Annotated in this window: 17 protein-coding genes and 2 pseudogenes; 10 read left to right on the top strand and 9 right to left on the bottom strand. The window is 66.2% G+C overall.

Going from position 1 to position 15,586, the window contains the following annotated elements:
- Genes cobU through P5704_006240 form a run of 4 tightly spaced genes read left to right on the top strand, consistent with a single transcriptional unit; the run spans position 1 to position 2,890 of the window.
- Positions 1-519, top strand: coding sequence for a bifunctional adenosylcobinamide kinase/adenosylcobinamide-phosphate guanylyltransferase (cobU, locus tag P5704_006255; GenBank protein ID WOF80085.1), 519 nt, complete (start codon positions 1-3; stop codon positions 517-519).
- Positions 519-1,568: a nicotinate-nucleotide--dimethylbenzimidazole phosphoribosyltransferase gene (cobT, locus tag P5704_006250; protein WOF80084.1), complete on the top strand. Its 1,050-nt coding sequence runs from the start codon at positions 519-521 to the stop codon at positions 1,566-1,568. The genes cobU and cobT overlap by 1 nt, the downstream gene beginning before the upstream one ends.
- Complete coding sequence (gene cobC, locus P5704_006245) at positions 1,565-2,143, top strand: alpha-ribazole phosphatase family protein (protein ID WOF80083.1); 579 nt, start codon at positions 1,565-1,567, stop codon at positions 2,141-2,143. The genes cobT and cobC overlap by 4 nt, the downstream gene beginning before the upstream one ends.
- 9 nt (positions 2,144-2,152) lie before the next feature.
- A complete protein-coding gene (locus P5704_006240) occupies positions 2,153-2,890 on the top strand; it encodes an adenosylcobinamide-GDP ribazoletransferase (protein WOF80082.1) in 738 nt (245 codons plus the stop codon).
- Between the two features lie 1,012 nt (positions 2,891-3,902).
- On the opposite strand, the gene grxD is transcribed toward P5704_006240, so the two are convergent.
- From grxD to P5704_006195, 9 genes and pseudogenes are all read right to left on the bottom strand, one after another.
- Positions 3,903-4,235 (bottom strand): Grx4 family monothiol glutaredoxin, encoded by a 333-nt coding sequence (gene grxD, locus P5704_006235; GenBank protein WOF80081.1) that lies wholly within the window; start codon positions 4,233-4,235, stop codon positions 3,903-3,905.
- A gap of 4 nt (positions 4,236-4,239) precedes the next feature.
- Positions 4,240-4,599, bottom strand: coding sequence for a thiosulfate sulfurtransferase GlpE (locus P5704_006230; GenBank protein WOF80080.1), 360 nt, complete (start codon positions 4,597-4,599; stop codon positions 4,240-4,242).
- The gene (locus P5704_006225; GenBank protein ID WOF80079.1) at positions 4,596-5,153 is read right to left on the bottom strand and encodes a nitrogen fixation protein NifQ; all 558 of its coding nucleotides are present in this window, start codon (positions 5,151-5,153) and stop codon (positions 4,596-4,598) included. The genes P5704_006230 and P5704_006225 overlap by 4 nt, the downstream gene beginning before the upstream one ends.
- Complete coding sequence (locus P5704_006220; protein ID WOF80078.1) at positions 5,150-5,596, bottom strand: ArsC/Spx/MgsR family protein; 447 nt, start codon at positions 5,594-5,596, stop codon at positions 5,150-5,152. Before P5704_006220 ends, P5704_006225 begins: the two co-directional genes overlap by 4 nt.
- 10 nt (positions 5,597-5,606) lie before the next feature.
- Positions 5,607-5,885, bottom strand: coding sequence for a 4Fe-4S binding protein (locus tag P5704_006215; GenBank protein WOF80077.1), 279 nt, complete (start codon positions 5,883-5,885; stop codon positions 5,607-5,609).
- A gap of 11 nt (positions 5,886-5,896) precedes the next feature.
- The gene (gene nifB / locus P5704_006210) at positions 5,897-7,405 is read right to left on the bottom strand and encodes a nitrogenase cofactor biosynthesis protein NifB (GenBank protein ID WOF80076.1); all 1,509 of its coding nucleotides are present in this window, start codon (positions 7,403-7,405) and stop codon (positions 5,897-5,899) included.
- Positions 7,406-7,600: 195 nt separating this feature from the next.
- A pseudogene (locus P5704_006205) lies at positions 7,601-7,992 on the bottom strand (GFA family protein).
- Between the two features lie 228 nt (positions 7,993-8,220).
- The gene (locus P5704_006200; GenBank protein ID WOF80075.1) at positions 8,221-9,126 is read right to left on the bottom strand and encodes a LysR family transcriptional regulator; all 906 of its coding nucleotides are present in this window, start codon (positions 9,124-9,126) and stop codon (positions 8,221-8,223) included.
- A 63-nt stretch (positions 9,127-9,189) separates the two neighbouring features.
- Positions 9,190-9,432 carry a hypothetical protein gene (locus tag P5704_006195; protein ID WOF80074.1) on the bottom strand — a complete coding sequence of 81 codons (243 nt, stop codon included), beginning with the start codon at positions 9,430-9,432 and terminating at the stop codon, positions 9,190-9,192.
- Between P5704_006195 and P5704_006190 the strand changes: the two genes are divergently transcribed.
- The 6 genes and pseudogenes from P5704_006190 to P5704_006165 all read left to right on the top strand — a co-directional run bounded on the left by P5704_006190 (position 9,431) and on the right by P5704_006165 (position 15,484).
- Positions 9,431-9,784, top strand: a complete 354-nt coding sequence (locus P5704_006190; protein ID WOF80073.1) for a cyclophilin-like fold protein — start codon at positions 9,431-9,433, stop codon at positions 9,782-9,784. The genes P5704_006195 and P5704_006190 overlap by 2 nt on opposite strands.
- Before the next feature lie 150 nt (positions 9,785-9,934).
- Positions 9,935-11,134, top strand: a complete 1,200-nt coding sequence (locus P5704_006185; protein WOF80072.1) for an MFS transporter — start codon at positions 9,935-9,937, stop codon at positions 11,132-11,134.
- 233 nt (positions 11,135-11,367) lie between these two features.
- A complete protein-coding gene (locus tag P5704_006180; protein ID WOF80071.1) occupies positions 11,368-12,009 on the top strand; it encodes an SDR family oxidoreductase in 642 nt (213 codons plus the stop codon).
- Positions 12,010-12,094: 85 nt separating this feature from the next.
- Positions 12,095-13,207: an alpha/beta hydrolase gene (locus P5704_006175; GenBank protein WOF80070.1), complete on the top strand. Its 1,113-nt coding sequence runs from the start codon at positions 12,095-12,097 to the stop codon at positions 13,205-13,207.
- Positions 13,208-13,581: 374 nt separating this feature from the next.
- Positions 13,582-14,340 (top strand): SDR family NAD(P)-dependent oxidoreductase, encoded by a 759-nt coding sequence (locus tag P5704_006170; protein ID WOF80069.1) that lies wholly within the window; start codon positions 13,582-13,584, stop codon positions 14,338-14,340.
- Positions 14,341-14,590: 250 nt separating this feature from the next.
- Positions 14,591-15,484, top strand: a pseudogene (locus tag P5704_006165) (MBL fold metallo-hydrolase).
- Positions 15,485-15,586: the final 102 nt, after the last annotated feature.

Below are 15,586 nucleotides of genomic sequence, written 5' to 3'. Positions count from 1 at the left end.
ATGCTGGAACTGATCCTTGGCGGGGCCCGCTCGGGCAAGAGCCGCTTCGCCGAGCGTCTGGCTGCCGACAGCGGCCTGGCGGTCAGCTATATCGCCACCAGCCAGGCGCTGGACGGCGAGATGACCGAGCGCATCGCCCATCACCGTGAGAGGCGCCCGGCGCACTGGGCACTGGTCGAAGAACCCCTGCAATTGGCGCGGGTGCTGCGCGAGCAGGCTGCCGCTGATCGCTGCCTGCTGGTCGACTGCCTGACCCTCTGGCTCACCAATCTGCTGATGCTGGATGACGCGGCGCACCTCGCCGAGGAACGCGATGCCCTGCTCGAATGCCTGGACGGGTTGCCGGGCCGAATCCTGCTGGTCAGCAACGAGACCGGCCTCGGCGTGGTGCCGCTGGGTGAGCTGACCCGTCGTTATGTCGACGAGGCCGGCTGGCTGCACCAGGCCGTGGCGGAACGGGCGCAGCGGGTGACCTTCATGGTCGCCGGGTTACCCATGACATTGAAGGAAGCGCATTGATGCATGATTGGTGGAACGAGACTTGTCGAGCGTTGGACGAAACCGTTCGCGCCCAGGCATTGGCGCGACAGGACCAGTTGACCAAGCCACGCGGCGCGCTCGGCCAGCTCGAAGCCCTGGCGGTGGCGCTGGCAGCCATGCAGGGCAGCCAGCGGCCGCAGGTCGAGTGCCTGCATGTCAGCGTGTTCGCCGGCGACCATGGCGTGGTGGTGGAGGGCGTTTCGGCGTATCCGCAAGCGGTGACGGGGCAGATGCTGCGCAATTTCGTCGGCGGCGGTGCTGCACTGAGCGTGTTGTCGAAGCGGCTGGGCGCGCCGCTGGAAGTGATCGACCTGGGCACGGTGGAGCCGCTGCATCTGGATGGCGTAAGCCATTTGCGGCTTGGTCCTGGCACGGCGAACCTGGCGCGCGAAGCGGCGATGACTGACGAACAGTTGCGTCAGGCTCTGCTGGTCGGCCGCGACAGCGCGCAGCGGGCCGCCGAAGGTTCTGCCCAGCTGTTCATCGGTGGCGAAATGGGCATCGGCAACACCACCAGCGCCAGTGCCCTGGCTGCCGTGCTGCTGCCGCGCTCGCCGTTGACGCTGGTCGGGCCGGGCACCGGGCTCGATCTGGCCGGTGTTCGACACAAGGTTCAGGTGATCCAGAGTGCGGTCCGGTTGCATGCCGCACACTGTGGTGAGCCGCTGGAAGCCTTGCGCCGTCTAGGCGGATTCGAGATTGCGGCCTTGGCAGGTGCCTATCTGCGCTGTGCGCAGCTGGGCATTGCAGTACTGGTCGACGGTTTTATCTGCAGCGTTGCCGCACTTTGTGCGGTGCGGCTGAATCCGGCCTGTCGGCCGTGGCTGATGTTCGCCCATCGCTCTGCCGAGCCGGGGCACCTGGCCGTCCTGGAAGCGCTCGGTGCCGTGCCGCTGCTCGATCTCGGCCTGCGCCTGGGGGAAGGCAGCGGCGCTGCGCTGGCGGTGCCGTTGTTGCAGCAGGCGTGTGCGCTGCACAACGAAATGGCGACGTTCGCCGAAGCCGCAGTTTCGGACCGAACGGCATGATCACGAGCATCGATCTGCTGCGCCATGGTGAGACCGAGCAGGGCGGCGGTTTTCGCGGCAGCCTCGACGATGCGCTGACTGAGCGTGGCTGGCAGCAGATGCGCGATGCGGTTGCTGGCGCCGGTCCCTGGGACGTGCTGGTCAGCTCGCCGCTGCAGCGCTGTGCCGCCTTCGCGCGGGAGCTCGCCGCACAGCACGGCCTGCCGCTGCAGCTGGAATCGGACCTGCGCGAGCTGCATTTTGGCGACTGGGAAGGCCGTAGCGCCGCCGATCTGATGCAGGACAGTGCCGAGGCGCTCGGCCTGTTCTGGGCCGATCCCTACGGTTTTTCACCACCTGGTGGAGAACCGCTGGTGCAGTTCGAGGCGCGTGTGCTGGCTGCCATCGACTGCCTTCGGCAGCGCTTTGCCGGCCAGCGGTTGTTGGTCATCTGTCATGCCGGCGTCATGCGTCTGCTGCTGGCGCGTGCGCGGGGCTTGCCAAGGGAGCGGCTGCTGGAGGTTGTGGTGGCCCACGGCGAACTGCTGCCGCTGGACGCTTGTCCGGCGGGCGAACCGGTCGCCGTCGAGGAATAGGACCTGCCGATGCTGCCGCTACTGATCGCCCTGCAATTTCTCACCAGCCTGCCGGTCCGCCTGCCCGCCATGCCCACGCCGGAGCAGCAGGGGCGCTCGTTGCTGTATTACCCGCTGGTGGGTTTGCTGCTGGGGGGGCTGCTCTGTCTGGCCACGTTTGTGCTGGATGGGACGCCGCCGTTGTTACAGGCGGCCTTGCTGCTCACCCTCTGGGTCGCGCTGACCGGCGCCCTGCACCTCGATGGCCTGGCCGACAGCGCCGATGCCTGGCTCGGCGGTTTCGGCGACCGCGAACGCACCCTGACGATCATGAAGGACCCGCGCAGCGGTCCTGTCGCCGTGGTGGTGCTGGTACTGGTGCTGCTGCTCAAGTTCGCCGCGTTGCTGGCGCTGCTGCAGGCCCAGCAATACGTGGCCCTGCTGCTGGTGCCCGTGCTGGGGCGTGCGGCGCTGCTGGCGCTATTCCTGACCACGGTCTACGTACGGCCCAATGGCCTCGGCCAGGCGCTGGCGGCGAATCTGCCGCGACCCTGGGCGCGCGGGGTGCTGGCCGCGGTCGTCCTGAGCTGCCTGCCGTTCGGCATGGCCGGGCTGATCGCCCTGCTGATGGCCGCGGCGACATTCCTCCTCGCGCGCCGCGCCGTGCTCCGCCGCCTCGGCGGCACCACCGGCGACACCGCCGGCGCCCTGCTCGAACTGGTGGAATGCGCGGTGCTGGTGGGCCTGGCATTGCAACTGGGGTCGTAGGTTGGGTTGAGCGTAGCGAAGCCCAACATACGGAGCATCGGGAAACACGCCCGCCGCGCCATTGTTTGCTCGCCGTCGCCTATGGGCGAGACGTTGGGGAGCGTTGTTGGGCTTCGTCGCTGCGCTCCTCAACCCAACCTACGGAACATCGGGAAACGCGCCCGCCGCGCCATTGCTTTGCTCGCCGTCGCCTATGGTCGTGACGTTGGGGGGCATTGTTGGGCTTCGTCGCTGCGCTCCTCAACCCAACCTACGATCTGGGGCTGTAGGTTGGGTTGAGCGCAGCGAAGCCCAACATACGGAGCATCGGGAAACACGCCCGCCGCGCCATTGTTTGCTCGCCGTCGCCTATGGTCGTGACGTTGGGGAGCGTTGTTGGGCTTCGTCGCTGCGCTCCTCAACCCAACCTACCCAGGGTCGTAGGCTGGGTCGAGCGCAGCGAAGCCCAACATACGGAGCATCGGGAAACACGCCCGCCGCGCCATTGTTTGCTCGCCGTCGCCTATGGTTGAGACGTTGGGGAGCATTGTTGGGCTTCGTCGCTGCGCTCCTCAACCCAACCTACGATCTGGGGCTGTAGGTTGGGTTGAGCGCAGCGAAGCCCAACATACGGAACTCGGGAAACACGCCCGCCGCGCCATTGTTTTGCTCGCCGTCGCCTATGGTCGTGACGTTGGGGGCATTGTTGGGCTTCGTCGCTGCGCTCCTCAACCCAACCTACCCAGGGTCGTAGGTTGGGTTGAGCGCAGCGAAGCCCAACATACGGAGCATCGGAAACACGCCCGCCGCGCCATTGTTTGCTCGCCGTCGCCTATGGTCGTGACGTTGGGGGAGCATGTTGGGCTTCGTCGCTGCGCTCCTCGACCCAACCTACCCAGGGTCGTAGGTTGGGTTGAGCGCAGCGAAGCCCAACGAGCGTGGTGTCAGGCCACGGATTCGTCACGTCATCGGTCTTTTCGAAGCCCCGAAGACCATCTTCGCCTCGGCACGCTCAGCCTATGCTCGCCCCACCTTAGGTTTCCGGCGCGAGGGCGGCATCGAGTTGCGCCGCCAGGCTGCCGTCGGCTTCCAGGCCGAGGATGATGTCGCAGCCGCCGACCAGCTCGCCGCGCAGGAACAGCTGCGGGTAGGTCGGCCACTGCGAGATCTTTGGCAGCTTCTCGCGGATGTGCGGCGCCAGCAGCACGTTGACCGTGGCGAACGGCCGGCCGCTGTTCTTCAGCGCCGCCACCGCGGCGCGGGAGAAGCCGCACTCCGGGGCGTCCGGCGTGCCCTTCATGTAGAGCAGCACCGGATGCTCGGCAAGCTGCTGGCGAATACGGGCTTCGGTATCGAGAACCTGCATGTGTTCACTCCATTGCCAGTGCGTAGTGGGCGCCGTGGACGCCTGGGTTGGGCCGGGCCCGTTGCGGGCGGGCCTTCCAGGCCTGGTAGCCGCCATCCAGGCTGTAGCAGTTGACGAAGCCGAAGTCGCTGAACAGCTGTGCCATGTCGCGGCTGGCATGGCCGCGTTCGCAGCAGATGATCAGGTGAACATGGGGCGGCGTGCTTTTGAGCAGGGTGCGCAGGTTCAGCTCGCTGAGGCGGGTGGCGCGCGGGTCGTGGCCCTGGCAGTAGGCGCGGGCATCGCGCATGTCCAGCAGCATGGTGTTTTCGGTCGCCAGCAGCCGTTGGGCCTGCTCGACGCTGATGCGTTGGTAATCGCTCATTGCTCTTCTCCAAAACAATCGTGGTAGGTCGGGCAGGTATCGCAAGAGGGGGCGCGGCAGACGTAACCGCCGCCCTGTTCGCATAGTTGTTTGTAGAAGAATTTCTTCCAGCGCATGTCCTGGGTGTTGCGCCGGGCCAGGTGCGGGAAGTTGTACATCAGCAGGGCGCGCAGCTGCGCCCGGGAGTCGAGGCCCAGGTCGCGCCACAGGTGCTCGCTGCCGAGGCAGGCGGCGGCGACGATGGCGGCCAGCGCCGGCTCGCCGAGGTCGTCCTGCCCGGCCAGCAGCAGGTCGTGCAGTGCCTGCCATTCCTCCTGGCGCAGTGCCAGCAGTTCCTCGCGCAGGGCATCGCGTTCGTCGAGCAGGCGGTAGTTGGCTCTGCGGACCGCCGGCTGCAGGCCATGGCGCGCCAGCAGCCCGGCATATTGCGCGGCGTCGAGCCCGAGGTGCTTCGGCAGGCAGCTGCGGCCATCGCGCTGGGCCCGGACGATCTGTGCCAGCCAGGTCGTATTGGCTTCGGCCTCGACCTGCAGACGCAGCGCTACCTGGCTCATTGCGAGGCGCTCGCGGCGGGGCGGCAGCCGAGCGCCGAGCTGGTGCCCAGCGAACAGCCGCTGATGTTCGGCGCCAGCGCCGGCAGGCGGCCGTGGCACGGCAACCAGGCGTTGATGCCCACCAGGTCGAAGTCGACCATGTAGTGCATGCCGCAGCGGATCAGCGGGCGGCGGATCAGCAGCGGCTGGGCCACCATCAGATCCAGCGCCTGTTCGGCGTTCAGTTCGCTTGGATCGAGCTCGCCATACTTGATCGCCGGGGCCGACGGGTTGAACCACTCGGCCACCGGCAGCCCGCCGAAGAACGGCCGCAGGCGTTCCGGCGTCCAGGTCTCGCGCAGCAGGTCGCGTACCTCCAGCTCGATGCCCGCCGAGCGCAGCAGTTCCTTCTGCAGGCGGTTGGTGGCGCAGCCGGGTTTCTCGTAGAAGATGATGCAGGACATGGGGACCTCCTCAGCGGGCCTGGATGGCGCGCATGGCTTCGGCCAGGCGCTCCGGAGGGATGCCCGTCAGCGAGCCGGCCGGGTTGGCCGGGCTGCCGTCGGCGAACAGGATCGCGCCTTCGATGGGGCAGATGCTCGCGCACTGTTGCTCGGCATAGTCGCCGTCGCACTCGGTGCACTTGTGCGCGCTGATGCGGAAGTGCGTGGCGCCGGGGCTGATCGCCTCGCTCGGGCAGACGTCCAGGCAGGCCCAGCAGTTGACGCAGGATTCGACGATTCGCAGTGCCATGCTTCACCTCCTCATGCCGTCAGGCATTGCTCCGCAGCGTGTGCCGACGCATCGAGACGGCCGTTGGCGATCATTTCCTGGTACACCGCCAGCACCGCTTCCTCGATGGGCTCCATGGCGTGCTCGCCGTTGGGCTGGATGCCGGCGGCCTCCAGCTCGCCCCAGGGCTCGAAGCCGATCTTCGAGCAGAGCACCGCCTCGCAGCCCTTGAGAGCGCGGAGGCTGCCCGACAGCGCGCTTTCCTTGTCGCCGCAGCTGTCGTTGCCGACGCAGTACTGCTCGACCTTGCGATGGCCGATGAAACGCACTCCGGCCGGCGAGGCCTCGTAGACGAGGAACTCGCGGGCATGGCCGAAATGCTGGTTGACCAGGCCAGCGCCGCTGGTGGCGACGGCCATCAGCACCGGGCGATGGCGCGTGTCCGTCACGCCCGTGAGCGGTGGCGTGGCCAGGCGCGCCTTCTTCGCCGCGCGCTCGTCCAGTTCTTCCTTGATCGCCGCATGGATGGCGGCGCGCTTGACCATCGCCGCGTCGTAGTCGATGTCCATTGTCTCGATCTTGTCGAGGGTGAACTCATCGCCGCGGTCCTCGCCGAGCAGGCCCACCGCATCGGCGCGGCACTGACGGCAGTGGCGCATCATGTTCATGTCGCCGGCGCAGGCGTCCTGCAGGTCCTGCAGTTCCTCCGGCTCCGGGCTGCGCTGGCCCATCACGCCGTAGAAGGTGCCGTGCTCGGCCTCGGCGATCAGCGGCATGACGTTGTGCAGGAAGGCGCCCTTGGCCTTGACGATGCGGCTGACTTCTTTCAGGTGTTCATCGTTGACGCCGGGGATCAGCACCGAGTTGACCTTCACCAGGATGCCGCGCTCGACCAGCATCTCCAGGCCCTTCTGCTGGCGCTCGATGAGGATCTTCGCCGCCTTGCGCCCACGGATGCGTTTGTTGTTCCAGTAGATCCAGGGATAGATCTCGGCGCCGATGTCCGGGTCCACGCAGTTGATGGTGATGGTCACATGGTCGATGTTGTGCTTGGCCAGCTCGTCGACGCAGTCGGGCAGCGCCAGGCCGTTGGTGGAGACGCACAGCTTGATGTCCGGCGCCTGCTCGGAGAGCATGCGGAAGGTCTCGAAGGTGCGCTGCGGGTTGGCCAGCGGGTCGCCCGGCCCGGCGATGCCGAGCACCGTCATCTGCGGGATGGTCGCCGCCACCGCCTTGACCTTCTTCACTGCCTGGACTGGGTCCAGCAGCTCGGAGACCACGCCGGGGCGCGACTCGTTGGCGCAGTCGTACTTGCGGTTGCAGTAGTGGCACTGGATGTTGCAGGCCGGCGCCACCGCCACGTGCATGCGCGCGAAGTAGTGGTGCGCCTCCTCGGAGTAGCAGGGGTGGTTGTGCACTTTCTCGCGGATATGCTCGGGCAGGTGCGCGAGCTGGTCGTCCGAGCTGCCACAGGAACCCGCTGAACAACCGCCCCCGGCGGCATGCCCGGCCTCGCTCTGGCCCAGTACGTTCAGTTCCATGTTCGGTCTCCGAATAGAGGTCTGTCGCGGATACCTGGAGCAAGGGCCGTGCCTGTTTTCAATACATTGTTTTTGAACGGTTTTTTCAGCGCGTAGGCGGGATTCGTTGTTTCGCAACGAACAAACTGGCGGAGTGGGGTGGGGCAACTGTCGCAAAGGCGACAAGGTGCGGCGCCCCGGTCCGCTGGTGCCGGGCTACTCCTCGAGGCGCCCGCTGGCGTCGCGATCGTGCGCATAGCCTCTCTTGAGCGGAAACGCCGGCAACCAGGACTCGCGGCGGACGGTCCAGAGCTCGTAGGTGGGCATCAGCAGGTCGGGGACATCCAGGGCTCCCAGGCTCACTTCGATTTCGTCCGCGGGGCGCGCGAAGACGGACGAGCCGTAGCGGGGACAGAAGAACCGCCCGGGATAGTCGCGTGCCTCGCCCGTGACCGTCACCGCCGCTAGGGGGAATATCGCCGAGGCGTGGAACAGGGCCCTGTGATGCTTGCGGCAGTCGAGACAATGGCAAGGCTGACCTGATATGGGCGGCGCGACGCCACGATGCGGACGTCGCCGGACAGGCAACCACCGCTGAATCGCGTCATGGCGCAGCTTCTCTGAGTCAAATGGCGCTGGGCTTTGCGCGCCTGCCTGTGTCGTGAAAATAGCAGTTCAAGGTATAAGCATGCCGACTTCGCCCACGCGCCAGGGCGGTGCATCGGTTAAAGGCCCCGCTGGCTCACCTTCAAGCCACCCGGCGACCGACGTGAGGGCGCCGGCCATCGTTTCGCCGGCGACCTCCAGGCGGGCCGTTCTTGTGAACGCTAGCGGCGTTACGCCCCGCCCGGCCCCGCGACACGCAGCGCTTCGGCGACCAGCGAGAAGGCCGGCGACGGCTGCTTGCGGCTCGGGTAGTAGAGGTAGTAACCCTCGAACGGCGCACACCAGTCCTCCAGTACGCGCACCAGCCGGCCTTCCTCGATATGCGGGGCGAATTCGTCTTCCGGCAGGAAGGCGATGCCCAACCCTTCGAGCGCCGCCTGCACGATATGGGGCGTGCTGTTGAGGACCAGCTGGCCATCGACGCGGACGTTCAACTGCCGGCCCCGGCGCTCGAATTCCCAGACGTACAGGCCGCCATGGGTGGGGAAGCGCAGGTTGATGCAGCGGTGCGCCATGAGGTCGCCCGGTGCCTTCGGTATGGGGTTGCGGGCGAAGTAGGAGGGTGACGCGACCGCGGCCATGCGCAGCTTGGGGCCGATGGGCAGCGCGATCATGTCCTTGTCGATGGTGTCGCCCAGGCGCACGCCCGCGTCGAAGCGATCCGCCACGATGTCCCTGAATCCGTAATTGACGTCGAATTCGACGTTGATGTCGGGAAACGCGTGCAGCAAGGGGGCGAGCTTCGGCAGCAGCGTGGTGCGCAGGACGTGATCGGCGCAGGTGATCCGCACCGTCCCGGCCGGCTTGTCGCGCATCTCCGTCAGCACGTCCAGCTCCGCCTCGATCTCGTCGAAGCGGTGGCCGATCGCATGCAGCAGCCGTTCGCCCGCCGCCGTGGGCGAGACGCTGCGCGTGGTACGCGTGAGCAGGCGGATCTGGAGCCTTTTCTCCAGGCCGCTGATCGCCTGGCTGAGCGCCGATTGCGTCACGCCCAGCTGGGCGGCGGCGCGCGTGAAGCTGCCCGCACGCGCCACCGTGACGAAGGAGAGGAGATCGTTGAGGTTGCGTCTGACCATGGGGCGCAGTTTCGCATGAATGATTGATTAGTAGTTCTTATATCCGTTTTAAGGATTGATTAGCTAGTTGCGGGTGCATTCTTGCGGGAACATTATCCGGCATGAAAACGAACGGAACAGAGTGGCAACGGATGCCACCGCGACAGTGGACATCATGGCAATGAAGAAAAAGCCTTTTCCTCTCTCCTGGCCTTCGTTGCGTCGCTCGGCCTTGCCGCTGTTCGCCAGCTCGTTGCTGGGACTGGCGGCTTGCTTACCCGGCAACTCGGTGGCGCAGCCAGCCACGCCCGCGAAGGAATTCCCCATGAAGATTCGCCTGATCGTCGATGGCCAAAGCGCCACCGCCACGCTGTACGACAATGCCACCGCGCGTGATTTCGCCACGCTGCTGCCGCTGTCGCTGACGATGGAGGACTACGCCACCATCGAGCGCGTATCCAGCCTGCCGCGCAAGTTGTCCACGCAAGGCGCGCCGGACGGCATGGCGCCGGTGGCCGGCGAGCTGACCCACTACGCGCCCTGGGGCAACCTGGCGATTTTCGTCGAGGGCCGACCCCATGCGCGGGGCCTGTTGCCGCTGGGCAAGGTGGAGGAAGGCCTGTCCATCCTGGCCAGACCCGGGCCGTATCAGCTACGGATCGAGCGAATCGGGAACTGATGCCACGGCTGCGCGCCTGGACGGCGCAGCAGCTCCGTTCGTTTCCCGTTCCTCGTGCGATGCACGCCCTAGCTGGCCAGGCACGACCTTTCACTCTCGGATCGAAGCACAGACAAGGCTTTCATGACCGCTCGAACATCCGCCGCGCCCATGGCCGGCACCGACACCCCATACGAAGCCGGACAAGCGGCCTCCTGGAGCGGCGTCTTCGCCCTGTCGTTCTGCGCGTTCGCGCTGATCGCATCGGAATTCCTGCCCGTCAGCCTGCTGACGCCCATGGCGAATGACCTCCGGGTCAGCGAAGGTATGGCGGGGCAGGGCATCGCGATCTCCGGCGCATTCGCCGTCCTGACGAGCCTGTTCATTTCGACGCTGGCCGGCAACCTGAACCGCAAGACGCTGTTGCTCGGGCTGACGGCGGCGATGGGTGTGTCGGGCGCCATCGTCGCGCTGGCGCCGAACTATTTCACCTACATGCTGGGCCGGGCGCTGATCGGCGTGGTCGTCGGCGGTTTCTGGTCGATGTCGGCGGCCATGGCCATCCGCCTGGTGTCGTCGCGCGATGTGCCGCGCGCCCTGGCCATCGTCAACGGCGGCAACGCACTGGCCACTGTGGTGGCCGCGCCGCTGGGCGCCTACTTGGGAACCGTCATCGGTTGGCGCGGCGCTTTCCTTTGCCTGGTGCCGGTAGCCCTGATCGCCCTGGCCTGGCAATGGAGGACGCTGCCTCCCATGCCGGCCGCGGCGCGGGCGTCGGGCAGCGCCAGTGCGTTCAAGGTGTTCACGCTGCTCGGGCGTCCTGGCGTCGGCGTGGGCATGCTGGCCAGCAGCCTGCTGTTCATGGGGCAGTTCGCGCTGTTCACCTACGTGCGGCCGTTCCTGGAAACGGTCACGGGCGTACAGGGAAGCGCGATATCGCTCATTCTGCTGGTGATCGGCGCGGCGGGTTTCATCGGCACCGTGCTCATCGGCCGGGTCCTGCAGCGGGGTTTCTACCAGACGCTGATCGCCATCCCGCTGTTGATGGCCGTGACGGCCCTGGCGCTGATCGCCTTCGGCAGCTGGCTGGCCATCGTCATCGTGTTGCTGGGCCTGTGGGGGCTGGCCGGCACTGCCGCGCCCGTGGGCTGGTGGTCCTGGATCGCCAGGGTCTTTCCCGGGGATGCCGAGGCGGGTGGTGGCCTGTTCGTCGCCGTCGTGCAGTTGTCCATCGCGCTGGGTTCGACCCTGGGTGGCCTGCTGTTCGACCACAGCGGCTACCGGAGCACGTTCATCATGAGCGCCGTGTTGCTGGCGAGCTGCGCCGCCCTGGCGGCCATGACGGCGCGCGGAGCGGCGGCGCGTGCCTGACGGGGGCTTCCGACGACATTGGAGAGCCGATCATCAAGCCGGCTTATGACTTCCAGGGCCGTGTCTCACTGAAAGAACGGGAGAAATAGCTTGAACAAACCCTGCGTCATCATTCACGCGCTGACGTCGCTGGACGGGAAGCTCGACCGTCCTGAATGCGACTCGGCGGCCCTTCAATGCGAGCAACCGGGCTGGCGTGAACTTCGGCAAAAGGTGAACGGAGGGCGGTCCTGATGAAGAAAGTCATCGTACTGGGCGCCAACGGCCGCACAGCCAGGGAAATCGTTCCACGCCTGCTGGAGCAGGGCGATGTGGAGCTGATGCTTTTCGCGCGCCACGCCGAACGCCTGCATGATTTCAAGAGTCCGCGCGTCCAGGTGGTCGAGGGCGACGCCCGCAGTCCAGATGCTCTGAAAAAGGCCCTCCAGGGTCAGGATATCGTCATCAGTGCGCTGGGCGGCATGGACCTCGGCGACGTCACGCAAGCCTTGGTCGAGACGATGGAGGCGCTTGGCGTTCGCCGCATCATCGCCATCAGTGCCGGAGGCATCTACGACGAACTGCCCGAGCCGTTCAATTCCTGGGACAAGAGCGTGGTAGGGCAGACCCGACCCACCAATCTGAAAACGGCCGAGGTGATCGAGAGTTCCTCCCTGGATTACACCATCCTGCGCCCGGTCTGGCTGACGGATGAAACCACCGAAGAGGTCCAGCTGACGCACAAGGGGGAGATCTACAAGGGCACGGAGACCTCGCGCGCCAGTCTTGGGCGCTTCGTGGCCGATCTCGTCGAGCATCCCGAGCGCCACGTCAACGAAAACCTCGGCATCAGCCAGCCTCATACCGAGGGGAACAGGCCCGCTGCCTATCGCTAGGAAACCACGATGAGCACCTGTCCTGGCGCATCACGGCCCCGTACGCCCCGAGAACACCAGAACCTCCAACGCCAAGGAGAAAACCATGAACGAATCCAACCCGAAGATCGCCACCAGCGGGCAGCCCGGCTCCCGCAGAGCGTTCATCCAGGGCTCCCTTCTCGTCGGCTCGGCAGCGCTTCTCGCCGGGCCGGCGGCCCTGGCGGCAGCGACTTCCAGCAGCAGCGAGGCAGGCACCATGCAACTGACACAGGAATGGGACAAGGTCTTCCCTCGAAGCGAGAACCTTGACCACCAGAAGATCACGTTCACTAACCGCTACGGCATCACCCTGGCGGCCGACCTGTATCTGCCGAAGAAGCGTAGCGGCGAGCGGCTTCCCGCGATCGTCGTCAGCGGCCCGTTCGGCGCGGTGAAGGAACAGTCGTCCGGCCTGTACGCGCAAACCATGGCCGAGCGCGGCTTCGTCACCCTGGCGTTCGACCCGTCCTACACCGGTGAGAGCGGCGGCGAGCCGCGCAACGTCGCCTCGCCGGACATCAATACCGAAGACTTCAGTGCGGCGGTGGACTTCATCGGCCTGCGCCCGGAAGTCGATCGCGAGCGCATCGGCATCATCGGTATCTGCGGCTGGGGCGGCATGGCGCTGAACGCCGTGGCCGTGGACAAGCGCGTCAAGGCCGTCGTGGCCAGCACCATGTACGACATGACGCGGGTCATGTCCAAGGGCTACAACGACAGCGTGACCCTCGAACAGCGCACGCAGACGCTGGAGCAACTGAGCCGGCAGCGCTGGCAGGACGCGGAAAACGGTACCCCCGCCTACCAGCCGCCCTACAACGAACTGCAGGGTGGCGAGGCGCAGTTCCTGGTCGACTACCACGACTACTACCGGACGCCGCGCGGCTACCATCCGCGGGCGGTCAACTCCGGCAATGCCTGGACGATCACCACGCCGCTGTCGTTCATGAACATGCCGCTGCTCACCTACATCGAGGAAATCTCGCCACGCCCGGTCCTGTTGGTCCACGGCGAGAACGCGCACTCGCGCTACTTCAGCGAAACCGCCTACGAGGCGGCGGCCGAGCCGAAGGAACTGCTGATCGTCCCGGGCGCCAGCCACGTCGACCTGTACGACCAGTTGGACAAGATCCCCTTCGACAGGATCACGGCGTTCTTCGGCGAACACCTGCGCTAGGGACTGGATGATTCGGTGCGGATTCATGACATGCCGGGCGGCGAAGCCCCGCGGGCGTGCTCTTCGCTCGATACGCGGCAATGGCACGTGCGATCCGTGGTGCCCTTGCCGCGCCGGATACAACGGTTATCGTTGCTGGCAAACGTCGCAATCTTGATGCGTGCGCCTGCTTCGAGCCGATGATTCGCCTGGCAACGACACGCCGCCACAGGTCATGTTGAATCTGGCGGCCAGAACCGGAAGACACGCCCATGGAGCGTCGAAGATTTCTCACCGCAGGCGCTGAGCTGGGGGCTGTACTGGTCGCAGGATCGCTCCTGCCCGCTACCGCATGCTGGGCACAAACGCCACCGAATCCACGTAAGGAGACCTCCATGCCCAGGGCACAACGAGGTGCCGGCAAGGCCCGTGTGTTCATCACCGGTTCGGCCGATGGACTGGGCCATGCCGCGGCGCGGACGCTGCTCGCCGAGGGGCACGAGGTCGTCGTGCACGTCCGTTCCCGGGCCCGGCTGCCCGCCGTCGAGGAACTGCTGGAGCAGGGCGCCATCGCCACGATCGGCGATCTGTCGGACGTTGCGCAAATCCGTGATCTCGCCAGCCAGGTCAATGCGATCGGCCGGATGGATGCCGTTATCCACAACGCCGGCATCATTTCAGGCTCGCAGTTGCTGGTGGTCAACGTCGTCGCGCCATACCTGCTCACGGCCCTGATCCAGCGCCCCGAGCGCCTGATCTACCTGAGCAGCAGCATGCACCGGGGCGGGCGCGCCGACCTAGCCGGCATGGACTGGGCCGGCCGCACGTCCACGGGGAGCTACTCGGACAGCAAACTGTTCGTCACCACCCTGGCCGCAGCCGTCGCGCGCTTGTGGTCGGAGGTGTACAGCAACGCGGTCGATCCGGGTTGGGTACCGACCAGGATGGGTGGCCCGGGCGCGCCCGACGACCTGCGGCTGGGACACCTGACCCAGGAGTGGCTCGCGACCAGTAATGACCTCGAGGCATTGACCAGCGGCGGCTATTGGCATCACCAACAGCGTGAGCAGCCGCATCCCGCCGTCAACGACGCAGGACTCCAGGACCGACTGCTGGCCGATCTCGCCCGCGCCACCGGCACGAAGCTGGCGTGATGGCGGCGCGGAGTTGCGTCGTCGCCTCGGGCTTCCCCGCAGCCGGCCGACAGCCCGCCAGACACCAGCCGACACGCATCGTATCGAGAACGAAAGGAGGCAACCGCCGAGACGCGGTTGGAATCATGAAATCCCGGATTGACGACAGGATGACCGGTCAGTGCATCCGTAGCGTGCCGTTCTCACCTGCGCCGTGCCACGCGCACGTCAGCCAGTCGGGCGGCGAAGCGAGAGTGCGGATTACTCCTGTATGAAAAAATTCTGCTCGCGTTTCCTGATGGTATGCGCCGGTATTGTCGTTCTGGGCGGTATTGGCATCGCCGCCTACCTGCAGCACCCGCTGTTCGGCGCGCTGCCGAGCGGCGAGTGGCTGGAGCGTATCGCGCGCTCGCCCAACCATGCCGATGGCGCATTCCACAACCAGATCGACACGCCGATGCGGACGACGGAGCAGCCCGAGTGGTCGATGTGGCTGGAGACGATCTTCGGGGAAAAGGGCCAGCCACGTCCGCCGGGTTCGATTCCCGCCATCAAGACCGATCTCGGGGCGCTCGATCCTGCGCAGGACCTGGTGATCTGGCTCGGCCACTCCTCCTACTTCGTGCAGTTGGCCGGGCAGCGCATCCTGATCGATCCGGTCTTCAGCAGCAATGCCGCACCCGTGCCGCGGGCGAATCTGGCCTTCGACGGCACCAGCCTCTATACGGCGCAGGACATGCCCAAGATAGACGTGCTGCTGGTCACCCACGATCATTACGACCACCTGGACTATCCGAGCATCCTGGCGCTGCAGGACAAGGTCAGGCGGGTGGTGGCCGGGCTCGGGGTGGGGGCGCACTTCGAGGCATGGGGCTACGACATGGACATCGTGCGCGAGGTCGATTGGTTCGATGTCGTCGAGCCGACACCAGGGCTGCAGATCCACGTCACCCCGGCCCGACATTTCTCCGGGCGTACCTTGACGCGCAACAGATCGCTGTGGGTCGGCTTCGCGCTGGTATCGCCCGAGCGCCGTCTGTTCTTCAGCGGCGACAGCGGCTACGCGCCGCACTTCGTCGAGATCGGCCGGCGGCTTGGTCCTTTCGACTGGGTGGCGCTCGATATGGGCCAGTACGATCCGCACTGGGCCAATGTGCACATGAACCCCGAGCAGGCAGCGCAGGCGGCTGAAGACTTGCGAGCGAAGGTGTTGACACCCGCGCATGCTGGCCGCTTTTCCATCTCTCCCCACGATTGGGACGATCCG

This window comes from Pseudomonas sp. FeN3W (assembly GCA_030263805.2).
GTDB lineage: Bacteria > Pseudomonadota > Gammaproteobacteria > Pseudomonadales > Pseudomonadaceae > Stutzerimonas > Stutzerimonas stutzeri_G.
This window is presented reverse-complemented; position numbering and strand designations above follow the sequence as displayed.

Coding starts and splice junctions, on each gene's coding strand:
- cobU (WOF80085.1), top strand. CDS start 1: ATGCTGGAACTGATCCTTGGCGGGGCCCGCTCGGGCAAGAGCCGCTTC.
- cobT (WOF80084.1), top strand. CDS start 519: ATGCATGATTGGTGGAACGAGACTTGTCGAGCGTTGGACGAAACCGTT.
- cobC (WOF80083.1), top strand. CDS start 1,565: ATGATCACGAGCATCGATCTGCTGCGCCATGGTGAGACCGAGCAGGGC.
- P5704_006240 (WOF80082.1), top strand. CDS start 2,153: ATGCTGCCGCTACTGATCGCCCTGCAATTTCTCACCAGCCTGCCGGTC.
- grxD (WOF80081.1), bottom strand. CDS start 4,235: ATGCAGGTTCTCGATACCGAAGCCCGTATTCGCCAGCAGCTTGCCGAG.
- P5704_006230 (WOF80080.1), bottom strand. CDS start 4,599: ATGAGCGATTACCAACGCATCAGCGTCGAGCAGGCCCAACGGCTGCTG.
- P5704_006225 (WOF80079.1), bottom strand. CDS start 5,153: ATGAGCCAGGTAGCGCTGCGTCTGCAGGTCGAGGCCGAAGCCAATACG.
- P5704_006220 (WOF80078.1), bottom strand. CDS start 5,596: ATGTCCTGCATCATCTTCTACGAGAAACCCGGCTGCGCCACCAACCGC.
- P5704_006215 (WOF80077.1), bottom strand. CDS start 5,885: ATGGCACTGCGAATCGTCGAATCCTGCGTCAACTGCTGGGCCTGCCTG.
- nifB (WOF80076.1), bottom strand. CDS start 7,405: ATGGAACTGAACGTACTGGGCCAGAGCGAGGCCGGGCATGCCGCCGGG.
- P5704_006200 (WOF80075.1), bottom strand. CDS start 9,126: ATGGTCAGACGCAACCTCAACGATCTCCTCTCCTTCGTCACGGTGGCG.
- P5704_006190 (WOF80073.1), top strand. CDS start 9,431: ATGAAGATTCGCCTGATCGTCGATGGCCAAAGCGCCACCGCCACGCTG.
- P5704_006195 (WOF80074.1), bottom strand. CDS start 9,432: ATGGGGAATTCCTTCGCGGGCGTGGCTGGCTGCGCCACCGAGTTGCCG.
- P5704_006185 (WOF80072.1), top strand. CDS start 9,935: ATGGCCGGCACCGACACCCCATACGAAGCCGGACAAGCGGCCTCCTGG.
- P5704_006180 (WOF80071.1), top strand. CDS start 11,368: ATGAAGAAAGTCATCGTACTGGGCGCCAACGGCCGCACAGCCAGGGAA.
- P5704_006175 (WOF80070.1), top strand. CDS start 12,095: ATGAACGAATCCAACCCGAAGATCGCCACCAGCGGGCAGCCCGGCTCC.
- P5704_006170 (WOF80069.1), top strand. CDS start 13,582: ATGCCCAGGGCACAACGAGGTGCCGGCAAGGCCCGTGTGTTCATCACC.